General features: G+C 60.8%; 7 protein-coding genes. 1 reads left to right on the forward strand and 6 read right to left on the reverse strand.

The window, feature by feature from the left end:
- The first annotated feature begins 85 nt into the window (after positions 1-85).
- Complete coding sequence (locus tag ACIQY3_RS31210) at positions 86-1,033, forward strand: LysR family transcriptional regulator (protein ID WP_403027711.1); 948 nt, start codon at positions 86-88, stop codon at positions 1,031-1,033.
- Here ACIQY3_RS31210 and ACIQY3_RS31215 read toward each other — a convergent pair.
- The 6 genes from ACIQY3_RS31215 to recC form a co-directional block, all read right to left on the reverse strand.
- Positions 1,030-1,533: an OmpA family protein gene (locus tag ACIQY3_RS31215; protein ID WP_403027714.1), complete on the reverse strand. Its 504-nt coding sequence runs from the start codon at positions 1,531-1,533 to the stop codon at positions 1,030-1,032. The genes ACIQY3_RS31210 and ACIQY3_RS31215 overlap by 4 nt on opposite strands.
- A gap of 5 nt (positions 1,534-1,538) precedes the next feature.
- Entirely contained in the window at positions 1,539-2,807 is a 1,269-nt protein-coding gene (locus ACIQY3_RS31220) for a diguanylate cyclase domain-containing protein (RefSeq protein ID WP_403027717.1), read from the reverse strand.
- Positions 2,804-3,379 carry a YfiR family protein gene (locus tag ACIQY3_RS31225; protein WP_403027720.1) on the reverse strand — a complete coding sequence of 192 codons (576 nt, stop codon included), beginning with the start codon at positions 3,377-3,379 and terminating at the stop codon, positions 2,804-2,806. The genes ACIQY3_RS31220 and ACIQY3_RS31225 overlap by 4 nt, the downstream gene beginning before the upstream one ends.
- 120 nt (positions 3,380-3,499) lie before the next feature.
- Positions 3,500-5,608 carry an exodeoxyribonuclease V subunit alpha gene (gene recD, locus ACIQY3_RS31230; protein WP_403027723.1) on the reverse strand — a complete coding sequence of 703 codons (2,109 nt, stop codon included), beginning with the start codon at positions 5,606-5,608 and terminating at the stop codon, positions 3,500-3,502.
- Complete coding sequence (recB, locus tag ACIQY3_RS31235; protein ID WP_403027726.1) at positions 5,605-9,294, reverse strand: exodeoxyribonuclease V subunit beta; 3,690 nt, start codon at positions 9,292-9,294, stop codon at positions 5,605-5,607. The genes recD and recB overlap by 4 nt, the downstream gene beginning before the upstream one ends.
- Positions 9,291-12,743 (reverse strand): exodeoxyribonuclease V subunit gamma, encoded by a 3,453-nt coding sequence (recC, locus tag ACIQY3_RS31240; RefSeq protein ID WP_403027728.1) that lies wholly within the window; start codon positions 12,741-12,743, stop codon positions 9,291-9,293. Before recC ends, recB begins: the two co-directional genes overlap by 4 nt.
- Positions 12,744-12,947: the final 204 nt, after the last annotated feature.

Here is a 12,947-nt window from a genome sequence, read left to right on the forward strand (position 1 = left end):
GTGTGTCGCGAATTGGTTGTCGGACTGTTTTTGGAGTATAGATGTGCAAACTTCTAATAAGAACGCACATAAAAGCCGGTCCAACATGCAAAAAAACATCACGTCTTTAGGTTCGCTGAACTGGGATGACCTCAAGTTTTTCCTCGAAGTCGCCCGCACCCGCAAGGCCAGCACCGCGGCCAAGCGCCTGGCGGTGGACTACACCACCGTGTCACGGCGCATCAGTTCGCTGGAAGCGGCGCTGGGCACGTTGCTGTTCGAAAAGTCCCGGACCAGCGGTTTCGTCCTGACCGCCGAAGGCCAGCGTTTGCTGGGTTACGCCGAGTCGATTGAAAGCACTTTGCACATGGCTTGCGAACAGGTTTCCGGCTCCGGCGTGGCGTTGTCGGGCCATGTGCGCATGGGCTGCACCGAAGGCTTCGGCAGTTTCTTCATCACCCCACAGCTGAGCCACTTCGTCGACGCCTACCCGGCCATCTCGGTGGACATCCTGCCGCTGCCGCACTTCATCAGCCTGTCCAAGCGCGAGGCGGACATCGTCATCGCCCTGGAGCGCCCGGAACACGGGCCGTATGTCTGCTGCAAACTCTGTGACTACAAATTGCAGCTGTACGCGACCCAGGATTACCTCGACAAACACCCACCGATCCGCCGCCCGGCCGACTTGGGCAAACATTCATTCATCAGTTATGTCGATGACCTGGCGTTCAGCTCGGAGCTGCTGTACCTGGCAAACGTACTGCCCGGCGCCAGCGCCAACCTGCGCAGCACCAGCGTGATCGCGCAATTCGTGGCGGCGCAACAGGGGCGATCGCTGGCGATTCTGCCGTGCTTCCTGGCGGCACAGGATCCGCGATTGCTGCCGGTGTTGCCGGACGAGATCAACATCACCCGGCAGTTCTGGATGTACTGCCGGGAGGACCTGCGCAAGCTCAAGCGGATCACCCTGTTGTGGGATTACATCCGCGAAGTCACCGAGCAGAATCAGAGCCTGTTGATGGGGGACAGTCGGGAGATGGTGTTCGCCGATTAGTCGGCGATCACCACGATCGACACCCGGCGATTCTCGGTACGGCCGGCCGGTGTGTCGTTGGAGGCAACCGGCTCTTTGCTGCCGAGTCCCTGGAGCTTGATGTTTTCTTCTTTCATCCCGACCGCGACCAGGACCTTGCCAACGCTTTTCGCCCGGCGCAGGGACAGCTGTTGGTTGTAGGTTTCTTTACCCGAAGCATCAGTGTGGCCATCGACCCGCACGCGCTCGATCCCGATGCTCGTCAGGGCCTTGCCGATGCGCTGGACGATTTCGGTGCTTTGCGGATTCAGGCTTTCGACGTCGCTGCCAAACAGCACTTTACCGGACAGGCCGAAGGCCCAGCCCTCGTCAGTCAACTCGAAGCCTTGCTGCTTAAGCACCGCGACCTGCGCCGGGGTCAGGCCTTTTTGCGGTGCGGTTTGACATCCGGTCAACGCCAGTAGCGCCATAAACAGGGTGAGGGTGAAAAATCGCAGGGAACGCTGAGGAAGTGAGAACACAGAAATTAGCTCCTGGTTTGAACGTGGACGACCGGGTGCTCCGACCCGGCCGTGTGCTGTGCGCCTCGGGACAGGCGCTTGGCTTGATACATCGCCGCGTCGGCGGCGTTGAGCAGAGCGCCGGGGGTGGCGCCATGATCGGGATAGACGGCGATGCCGATGCTGAGTGAGGTCAACACAGAGGTGTTGCCCGGCAAGGTGATCGGCACTTCCATGCTCGCAATGATCTTGTCGGCAATCCGCTCGGCGTCTTCGGTTTTGTGCAGGGGCGTCAGCAGCACGGCAAACTCATCGCCACCCAGGCGCGCCACCAGGTCTTCTTCGCGCAATTGCGCACGAACCCGTGTGGCCACCGCCACCAGCACCGCATCGCCGGCGGCATGGCCGAAGTTGTCGTTGATTTCCTTGAACCGGTCGCTGTCGAGAAACAACACCGCGACTCGCTCGTTGAGCTTGTTCGCGTTGCGCAGCGCACGAATCAATCGACCTTCGAAAAACGCCCGGTTCGGCAACCCGGTGAGGCTGTCATGACTGGCCTGGTGGGCCAGGGTTTCATTCTCGCTTTGCAGATGGGTCTGCCAGGATTCGAGCTCATCGAGCAAGGCATTGAAGTCGTTGCCCAGGTTGTCCAGTTCGGCGATGGCGGCGGGCGGCACGCGTTGGTCGAAGGCCCGTTCACTGCGAGCGGCGTGGGCCACGAAGGCCAGGCTGCGCAGTGGGCGAGTGATGGCGCGAAGCTGCCGGCGCGCCAGATACAGCGCCACCCAGGCACTGATGGCCGTACACACCACAATCCCCATCAGGCCACTGAGCAAAAAGCGCATCAGGCTGCCACCATGACCGGAGAGCTGGATGCTGCCGATTTCCAGGCCTTGATGAACGATGGGCATGCTGATGGGTTCTTCCAGGAAGGCTTTGGCAATCTGCATTTCAAGATCGGAGAACAACCCGGTTTCCGGTCGCTGCCAGCGAGCGAGCAACGCGCCCTTCGCATCACGCACCTGGGCATCGGCGACTTCTTCGGTGGACGCGATCAACGCCAGCGCTTCGGTGGCGGCGGTTTTGTCGTTGAACACCACCGCCGCTTCCACGGTGTAGTTGATCGAACGTGCGATCAGGTGCAGGTTGTGGTCGGCATACACCCGCAACGCCAGCACTCCGAGTAAGGTCAGCGACACGCTGGCCATGGCCACGCCAACCAGCGCGACGATCAAATGGCCACGACCGATAACGGAGCGCAACGTGGGGCGAGTATCCGATTTGAATAGACTCATGGCGCCGCCGGCTTACGGCGCGACAGTTGCAACACGCTCGGGTGAATGCGCACGCCGCTGCGTGCGACAGAGTCGAGGTTGACCTCGAAGGACACTTGATCGTCGTTGACCCGCAGACAGAACAGACTGCCGACGGTGCACTGATCGCTACTTTCGCTGATGCTCAATACTGGCTGACCGATCAACGAGGCGAACAAACGGCTGCGTTCATCGGCGGTCAGCTTGCCGATGTAGACCGCATCGCACTCGCCGGCAATCGCCGGGTTGTCGGCGAGCAGGCGTCGTACGGTGACCGGACGCCCGGTGGCCTGGGTCGACCCTTTGACCAGATCGTCGGTGTATTCGGTCGGGCCGACTATGCACAGGCGCAACTGCGCAGGCTCCACGGGCCAGCGGGCATAGCTGAGAATTCCAAGCACCACCTGGGTGACCGCTTTTGCTCGTTGGTCGGCCATGCCGACGGCGGTTTCAGGTTGAGCGGATGCGATTCCGGTCAGCAAACAGAGCAGGCCGACAAGCAATATGCGCTTGCAGCCGATTACGCTCTCTGTCACCCGGACAGCCAACTTCATGCAGGGATTCTCTTCGAATACAACGGAATAATGCCGCAACGATAGCACAGCACCGAAACGCCTGCGAGGCTGTAAAACCGGGCGTTTCAGCCAGATTTACGTCGTCAACCGATTGGCATATTAAGGGCTAAACTCAATGCCCTCCTCTAGCTCCAGCATCAGCCCGCTCAGCCGCTTTACTTTACGTTGCACCGCTTCTTCAAACACCCCGGCACGGGGTTCGATCAGGGTGAACCAGTCCTTGGCCCGAGTGATTCCGGTGTAGATCAATTCCTTGGTCAGTACCGGGTTCAAGGCGTCCGGCAAGATCAACGCGGTGTGGGCAAATTCCGAGCCCTGGGATTTATGCACGGTCATCGCGTACACCGTCTCGACATCGTTGAGCCGGCTCGGCAGCACAAAACGCACGCCGCCCTGGCCGTCGTTGCGCGGGAAAGCGACACGCAGCACATGCTTGCCAGCCTCGGGGCCGTCGCGTTCCGGCAGCTTCAGCGCAATGCCGATGTCGCCGTTCATCAAGCCCAGGCCGTAATCGTTGCGAGTCATCAGCACCGGGCGGCCTTCGTACCACTGCTGATCGCTGTCGATCAGACGGGCCTTGAGCAAGGCGTCGGTCACTCGCTGATTCAGGCCTTCCACGCCCCAGGGCCCTTTGCGGACCGCGCACAACAACTGGAAGGTGTCGAAAGCGTTCAGCACTTGCCGCGCCCACTCGGTCCAGCGTGGATCATCGAGACTACTGTCGAGAGGCGGTCGCTGTTTGCGCAGCAGACTCAGGTAATGCCGATAACCGTGTGGCCCGTCATCATGGCCGTCGAGCAGCAAGCGCTCCAGCGCTTTGTCCTGCTCACCTTTGAGGGGCAGGGAAAACACGTCTTTAAAGTTGCGTTCGGCCAGGAGCTTGCGCGCTTCGTCGGGGTGTTGCTGATTGACCCAACGGGCTAACTGACCAATGCCACTGCCCTCGCCGAATCGACGGGAGTGACGCAGCATCACCACTTGTTGGGCCAAGGGATGAGTGCCCTCGGTGTCTTCGTGCAAACCGCTGGCCTCAAGGCTTTCACCGCTGACGGTCTCCAGCCACTGGCGGGTCTGCGGGCTGTACCAGCCGGCCTCGGCGTCGCGACACAAATCACCCAGCACGGCCCCCGCTTCCACGGAGGCCAACTGGTCTTTGTCACCGAGCAGCACCAGACGCGCATGGGGCGGCAATGCGTCGAGCAAGTTGGCCATCATCTCCAGGTCGATCATCGACGCTTCATCGACCACCAGCACATCCAGCGGCAAGCGATTACCGGCGTGGTGACGGAAATGTCGGGTGCCGGGGCGACTGCCCAGCAGTCGGTGCACAGTGGTGACGTCGGATGGAATCTTGTCCCGCACCGCTTCGGTAACGGTCAGGGTTTGTACCTGTTGACTGATGGATTCCGTCAGTCGCGCGGCGGCCTTGCCGGTGGGTGCGGCGAGGCGAATACGCAGTGGTTTGCCAGCCTCCACGGCCGGTGCCTGGAGCAGCGCCAGCAAGCGCACCACAGTGGTGGTCTTGCCGGTCCCCGGGCCGCCGGTGACGATACTGAACGCACTGCGGGTGGCCAGGGCACAGGCGAGTTTTTGCCAGTCGATCACCTCGCCAGGCTTGGCGGGACCGAACAGACCGGTCAGGCGCTGGAGCAAATCTGTTGGCGTGGCTTCATGTTCCGACAGGCGCTGGCGCAAGGCATTGTCGATGCGCCGTTCGTAAGCCCAGTAACGGCGCAGGTACAGGCGTTTGCCCGACAGCACCAACGGCCGATGCTGAGCCGTCTCACGGCCATCCACCGCCAGCGCCACCAGACTGCTGGCAGCCAACACCTTGCACCAGTGGGCGCCGTCCAGCGCTTCGAGCAATTGCGATGGCAGCAACATCGCGCCACTTTGCGCATCACCTTCCGGTGGCAGCGACAGGGCGAAGTCCGGCGCCTTGAGCGTCTCGAACAGATCCAGGCACACATGGCCGTGGCCGAGCTGGTGACTGGTCAACGCCGCGGCCAGCAACACCAGCGGATCATCATCGGGCGCAAGCTCATGGAGAAAGGCAACGAAGGCCTTGTCCAGCGCCCGCAGCCAACCACGCTCGACCCAGCGTGTGAGCAACAGCAAAAGATCCTCGGCGCGAGTCAACGGCGCGAGGTCGGCCAGGCTTTCCGCCGCCAGTGGTGTGGGCAGTAAATCGGCGAAGGTGCGGCTCATAGCAGTACTCCCTGTTCCCAGGCGGGCTCGGCCTTGGGTTCCGGCTTGCCCTGGAACAGACGATCCAGACGCTCGATCAATTCCCGTGGCGGACGGGCGAAATACACACCTTGGCTGGCCGCTCTGGTGCCGCGCAGGAACAGGTACAACGCGCCGCCGACATGCCGATCATAATCGTAGTCGGGCAACCGTGCCTTGAGCTGGCGATGCAGGGCCAACAGGTACAACACGTATTGCAGGTCATAGCGGTTATCGAGGATCGACTGTTCCATGGCCTGCTCGGTGTAGGCCGCGTCGTCCACACCGAGCCAGTTGGATTTGTAGTCGGCGACGTAGTAGCGACCGTCGTGCTCGAACGTCAGGTCGATAAAGCCTTTGAACATGCCATTGAGCAGCACCGGTTCGGCGGCGACTCGGGCCACGCCGTTGTGGGTGTATTGGCGCACCAGTTCATCGAGCTTGAGTACATCGACCTTGTGGCTGGCGAACCAGAACTCCATCTCGACCCGGTACTGGGTCAGTTGCTCAAAGACCACCGGCTGCTGCCCGCCGCCGATGTGCAACGGTGATTTGAGCAGGTGCTGCAACCAGTCGCTCAACGTGATGATCCAGCCTTCCCAGCCGCGCCGATTGCAGCGCCGACCCACCGCGTCTTCCACGGCTTTCGGCGTCGCACTGAAGCCTTCATCGCCGGCCCATTCCAGCAAACCGTGGAGAAAGGTGCCGGGATTCGGGCCACGGGGAAAGCGGTGGATGTCCGCGCCACCCGTGACCACTTCCCGCGGGGCCTCGGGGTCGAGACGTTCATCGTCGAAAAGTTTTTGCGCTTGCGGGCTCTCCGGCGCTTCGTCTGTGCCCACGCTCATGCTGTCGCCAATGCGCAAGGCGCTATAGGAGGCAATCCACCAGTTTTCGCTGGCCTTGCGCTTGGGAATCAACGGCGCGAGCAAGGTCGCTTCGTTACGCGGCGGATGGTAGTGCTCGACGGTTGCTTCAGGCATCTCGCCATAGCTGAGTGCCGGACAATCCTGTTGCAGGTCTTCCAGCCAACGCTTCAGACCGGCGGACTCGGCCAATGCCGCACCACCGCCCAACAGATAACCCAGTGCCGACAAATGCAGCACCGAGCTGTTGTTATTGCCGCGCTTGAGGTCAGTCACACCCAGCCAGCACGCGTGTTGCGCCCGCGTCAGTGCCACATAGAGCAAGCGCAGATCCTCGGCCAGACGTTCGTCGTCGGCCAGGGCGATCAGCTCGGCGGTCGGTTTCAACGTCACCTGAGCCTTGCCCGTGGCGTCGTGGTAATGCAGCGGCAAACGACTGCCGTCCACCGGTTTTGCCGAGCAGATAAAGGGCAAGAACACCAACGGATACTCAAGGCCCTTTGACTTGTGAATGGTCACGACCTTGACCAGTTGCTCGTCGCTTTCCAGGCGCAGGATTTGTTCTTCACCCGCCTGGCCGGACAATGCCAGATGCTCGGACAAATGGCGGATCAACGCTTGCTCGCCGTCGAGTTCGGCGGCCGCTTGTTGCAGCAACTCCGACAGGTGCAGCAGGTTGGTCAAGACTCGCTCGCCGTCGCTGCGAGTCATCAAGGCTTGGGGCAACTGGAAGTCATGCAGCAAACGCCGGAGCATCGGCAGTACACCTTGCTTGCGCCATATCTCGCGATAACGGCGGAACTGCATGACTCGCGCTTCCCAGGCGAGTTCGTCCTGGTTCAATCGCTCCAGTTCAGCCAGCGAGAGGTTCAGCGTGATGCAGGCCAGTGCGGCTCGCAGTGGACGCTCGACATCCGGCTCGGCGCAAGCCTTGAGCCAAGTCAGTAGGTCGTGGGCTTCCTGGGCGGCGAACACGGAGTCCTTGTCCGACAGGTAAACGCTGCGCACGCCGCGAGCGGACAGTTCGCCACGCACGGCCTGGGCCTCTTTGCCGTCGCGCACCAGAATCGCGATGTCCGCCGGCAGCAGGCCTCTGAAGTCTTTGCCATCCTGTATGAAACCCGCCCGACCTTGTTGCCCGCCGTTAAGCAACGCGGTGATTTCACTGGCGCAGGCAGCGGCCAGTTGTTGTCGGTACACCACGCCGGACAGCGGCTGATCGGCGGACAGATGCCAGATGTTCAGCGCCGGCACGCTCTGGCCATCGACGCTCAGGACTTCTTTGCGCCCCTGGGATTCGACGGGCAGGAACGGAACCGGGTTGTCGCCGTTCTTCTCGCGAAAGAGAAACGCACCGCGCCCGGTTTCACGCAGCTCGGCACGCTCGAAAACATGGTTCACCGCATTGACCATGCCATGGCTGGAACGGAAGTTGGTACCCAGCGTATGCAAGCGGCCGGTGGTGGCCTGACGGGCGCGCAGGTAGGTGTAGATGTCGGCGCCGCGAAAGGCATAGATCGCCTGTTTCGGGTCGCCGATCAGGAACAGGCCGCACTCGGGATTGTTGTCTTCGATGCGATAAATGCTTTCGAAGATGCGGTACTGCACCGGGTCGGTGTCCTGGAATTCGTCGATCAACGCCACCGGGAACTGTTCGCGAATCAGCGTGGCCAGGCGTTCGCCGCCGTCGGACTGCAAGGCTGCATCGAGGCGCAGCAACATGTCGTCGAACCCCATTTCAGCGCGGCGACGTTTTTCCTCTTCGAACCGTGCACCGACCCACTGAGCGGCGTGTTGTAGAACGGCAGCATCAGGCGTCGGTAAACCGTCGAGACTGACCTTGAGACCAGGCATCGCATCCAGACCGGGATGACGGGGTGCCTCGCCCTTCCAGGCTTCGGCCATGCCGTCGGGAGTCAGCCGGGTGAATCCGGTGCCGATGTCCAACTGTTCTAGGGATTCGTCTTCGGCCCAGGCCTTGAGCTTTTCGAACCAGGGTTCGAAGTAACGCGCCTGCATCTTGCGGCCGTCGACGCTTTTGCTCGCCACGCCTTGATGACAGATCGCAAGCAATTCGTCTGCCCATTGGCGCCACGGCATTTTGAGTTCGAGCAGAGCCGTGCGCCGTTCGTGGAGGCACTCGGCAATGAGTTCGGCGGGCTCTTTGCCTTCAACGCTATCGCGCTCGCTGGCGAACAAGCCGCGCACTCGCGGCAGCAACGCTGCGGGGCCGCCCCAATTGGCGCGAACCCAGTTCAGCGCATCGCCTTGCATCGGGTAACAGAACAGCCGCCAGTAATCGCGCAGGACTTCGCCCAGTAGATCGCTGTGATCGGTTTCCAGGGTCTGGGTGAACAGACTGCCGCTGTCGAACGCGTGCTCGCGCAGCATGCGCTGACACCAACTGTGAATGGTCGAGACGGCCGCCTCGTCCATCCATTGGGCCGCGATGTCGAGACGGTTTGCGCAACCGGACCAATGCTCGGGAAGGAATTGGTCTCGCAAGTCTGCAATCAGGCTATCGGGCGCCGGGATCTCATCCCGGAAAAACCGCGCAGCTTCGGCCAGGCGTGTACGAATGCGTTCACGCAGTTCTTTGGTGGCGGCATCAGTGAAGGTCACCACGAGGATTTGCGGCGGCAACAGTTCACGTCCAAAACCACTCGACTCGCCGCCGTGGCCCAGGACCAGACGCAAATAAAGCGCGGAGATGGTGAAGGTCTTCCCGGTGCCGGCGCTGGCCTCGATCAATTGACTGCCGCGCAGGGGGAACGCCAGGGCCAGCGGTGTCTTCGTGGTCATGAGCGCGTGCCCTCGCTGGTCAGTGAACGCCAAGGGGCTTCGAGCAGTGGCCGGTACAACGCGTCGCACCAATCGGGGAAGGTTTCATCGGCAATCAGGCTGTCGTAGTCGGCGAATTGCCGGGCGAGTGCCGGGCTTTCGCGGCGTTCGCCGTCGGTGGTCTGACCGTCGCCTTCGTAGGCTTTTCGCGCGGCGGCTTCGGCTTTGATCGGGTCGGTTTGACTGAGCCAGGCGAAGGCGGTTTTCACCGCGATCGGCAGCGGTTGGCGCATGCCCGTTTGCCAGGCCAGCAGCAGATTACCGAGGATTTGCAGCGCGGCCTCCTTCTCCAGTGGTTCCAGAAGCAGACTGTCATCGCTGGCGACTAGTGCGGTGGTCATCGACAAGCCGCTGGCACAGGCGACCAGGTGATTGACCCAGGGTCGCGTCAGCCGATGCCATTTGCGGGTCTTGATCGAGCCGATGCTGTTGGGAATTGTGGTGATCGACAGCATGCCTCCGTCCGCACGTTGATGCAGGCCACTGAGCCAGCCTTCAAGGCGCAAACCGTGCAGTTGCAGACTCACTGGCAAGGCGCTGGTCAGTGGCGCTGGCCATAACGTCAGGAGCTGTTGATAGCGTTGCAGCAGATCCGGCAGCGGCTCGATCAGTTCTCTCTGGAGACACTCGCCGAAACCGGCCATGGGCAGCAGACCGCTGTTTTGCAGGCGGATGGCCTGGGCTTCCAGCACCTGATCGGAATGTTCCAGTTGGCTCAGTGCCGCCTCAAGCAAACTGTCGCTGAGGCTGTAGCGTTGCAGCGCGTCGAGGACGAAAGGCTCTTCATCGGCCAAAGGGACTTCGGCCGCTTCAAAGAACACCTTGAGCCGCTGACTGAAGAAATGTCGTACGGGGTTGCGCAGGAAATCCTGCAGTTGCCCCAGGCCCAGGGGTTCGTCTTGAATGTAGGGTTCGAGAATCTCGATATCAGTCGTTTGCTCGTTGGACTGATGAAGCACCTGCCATTCGCTGGCATAGCTGAACAGCGCATCACCTTCGTGGAAATAGCGGGCGCTGAAAGGTTGCAAGGGGTGTTCTTGAGTCATCGCTTCAAGCAAATCATCGGCGTCGTCGTCCAACCGCCAACCGCTGTCGAGATGGTCGCGTAATTGGCCAATCAGTACCGATGCCGGGCGCTCGCTGTTATCACGAATGCTCCGGCCTACCCAGCTGATATAAAGTTGAAGGCGCGCCGACAGCAGTGCTTCCAGCAGGAGGTAGCGGTCATCCTCGCGGCGGGAACGATCGCCAGGGCGGTAGTCACTGCCCATCAAATCGAAGTCCAGCGGTGGTTGCGCGCGCGGGTAATCCCCGTCATTCATACCGAGCAGGCACACCAGTTTGAACGGGATCGCGCGCATGGGCATCAAGGTGCAGAAGTTGACGGCACCGGCCAGGAAGCGCTGGGACAAGCGACCCTGGTCTAAGCCGGCGAGCCAGGCTTCGCGGACGACGGTCAGGGGTAACTCGTCCTGCAGTCCAACGGACTCGCAGGTATCGAGCCAGGTTTCGCGCAGTTCTTCGAGTTGAGCCAGCAAGTAGTCGTCGTGCTCGTTGCTGGCCTTGAAAAACAGCTGTACCAGGCCTTGCAACCGCACACCCCATTGCTTGGGGGGAGCCGGTTGCGTGAGTTCCTGGTGCGCGATTTCCAGTGCATCCAGCAGGGCAACCAAAGGACCGATAAGCGCGGCGTCCAACCCACCGATCTCGTCATAGGGCTCAATCCCTTCGCAGGCTTTGGCGCTGCCGACCGCATAACCGAGTAACATCCGTCGCAGGCCGAAACGCCAACTGTTTTGCTCCAGCTCCTGCGGCAAACCGAGAGCGGCTCGTTGTTCAGCATTCATTCCCCAACGGATGCCGGCACCTTCGATCCAGCGGTGCAGGGTTGGCAGGTCAGGTTCTTCCACGCCGAAGCGAGCCCTGAGTGCGGGGACGTCCAGTAGATCGAGAATCTCACTGACCGGGAAACGACTGTCCGGCAGCTTTAGCAGGTGTTCGACAGCGATCAGCAGTGGATCTCGACCGCGTTGGCCCTGGTCCGCCAGGGTGAAGGGAATAAAGCGCGGATCATTGCGTTCCAGTTGGCCAAATACTGCGCGGATGTGCGGCGCATAGCTGTCGATGTCCGGCACCATCACAATCACGTCGCGCGGTCTCAGATCCGGGTTGGCGCTGAAGCGTTCGAGCAATTGATCGTGCAGGATTTCCACTTCCCGCTGGGCGCTATGAGCAATGTGAAAACGGATCGATTTGTCGTTCTGCAGATCGACGGCGAGCCAATGCTCACGTGTCTCACTTAAAGGACGCAGTTCCAGGATGTCATCCTGCAACTGATTGAGCATATTTTGCGGTTGGCTGTCGCTGAACAGGTCGATGCGACCATCGCGAAATGCAGCGCGATAGCTACCGGGATCGTCATAGCTGTCGAGCAGGTTGATGTAGTCCCGCCCCTGCTTACCCCATGCGGCCAATAGAGGATGAGCGTGTTGGTGAAGGGTTTGCGGATCGAGGACAACGGGCATGCCGCTTTTGCGGGCCTGGCGTTTGTATTGGTGCCGCAACAGGTCTTTATCGGCGACGATGTCCGCCCAATGGTGACGACATGGGTTGTGAACGCAAAGCAGGACCTGACTGAATCGAGCCAGCCCAGCGAGTGCTTCCAGCGCTTGAGCGGGCAGCGAAGAAATGCCGAAAACGATCACTCTGGACGGCAACCCGCTTGGTGCCACGTCGAGACTGTTGATGCGTTCGATGAACCGTTGGTGGACACCCGCACGGCTTTGCGCCATGCCTTGCTCCCCCACATCCAGAAGCAGTGCACGCCACAATTCCGCCTGCCAGCAATTGGCCGGGGTCAGGGCCTTGGCTTCGCCTCTCCCGTTGCGTAGTTGATGCCGGCCTTCTGCCCAATCCTCGAGCCAGTCGGCCCGGTACACCTGGTATTGGTCGAACAGATCCGCCAGACGCTCAGACAGTTGATAGCGTTTGCGCAAATCAGTGTCATGGGTCAGGAAGCGTTGCAGGGGTTCGAAATGCGGCTGGTCGATCAGCTGCGGAAGCAGGCGCATCAGGCGCCAGGTCAACGGTGCTTTATCGAGCAGGGATTTGACTGGTATTTCATCCCGGCCCAGGACCATGCGATAGAGCTGCCACATGAAGCTGCCGGGCAATTGCACATCGATTGCCGCGGCGATGCCACAGCCGCCCATATCATCGTCTTCAGGGTCTTCGGCCAGTGCGAGCTTCAGCCATTGAGCAATGCCGTTGCTCTGAACCAAGGCTATTTCATTTTCCAGAGGCGCCAGTGGATAGTGCCGCATTACGCTGATCACCAGGCTACGCAGTTCATCCAGACTGTTGCTTTGAACCACCATAAAACCAGCATTGAGGGACGCAGCGTCCGGCATAAAGGCTTCCTTGGAAAAATACAAAAGCTAGGGCCGAACCTTAGCACTGTCGGGAGGCGGTGACAGCCAGGAGCCGTCCGATGATGCTGTACGAACTTTCCTGCGGACAAAAACAAAACCCCTACCTGCATACGCAGATAGGGGTTTCGGAATTTAATCTTGACGATGACCTACTCTCACATGGGGAAACCCCACACTACCATC

Source organism: Pseudomonas sp. NPDC096950 (genome assembly GCF_044762525.1).
Classification (GTDB): domain Bacteria; phylum Pseudomonadota; class Gammaproteobacteria; order Pseudomonadales; family Pseudomonadaceae; genus Aquipseudomonas.

Coding starts and splice junctions, on each gene's coding strand:
- ACIQY3_RS31210 (WP_403027711.1), top strand. CDS start 86: ATGCAAAAAAACATCACGTCTTTAGGTTCGCTGAACTGGGATGACCTC.
- ACIQY3_RS31220 (WP_403027717.1), bottom strand. CDS start 2,807: ATGAGTCTATTCAAATCGGATACTCGCCCCACGTTGCGCTCCGTTATC.
- ACIQY3_RS31225 (WP_403027720.1), bottom strand. CDS start 3,379: ATGAAGTTGGCTGTCCGGGTGACAGAGAGCGTAATCGGCTGCAAGCGC.
- recD (WP_403027723.1), bottom strand. CDS start 5,608: ATGAGCCGCACCTTCGCCGATTTACTGCCCACACCACTGGCGGCGGAA.
- recB (WP_403027726.1), bottom strand. CDS start 9,294: ATGACCACGAAGACACCGCTGGCCCTGGCGTTCCCCCTGCGCGGCAGT.
- recC (WP_403027728.1), bottom strand. CDS start 12,743: ATGCCGGACGCTGCGTCCCTCAATGCTGGTTTTATGGTGGTTCAAAGC.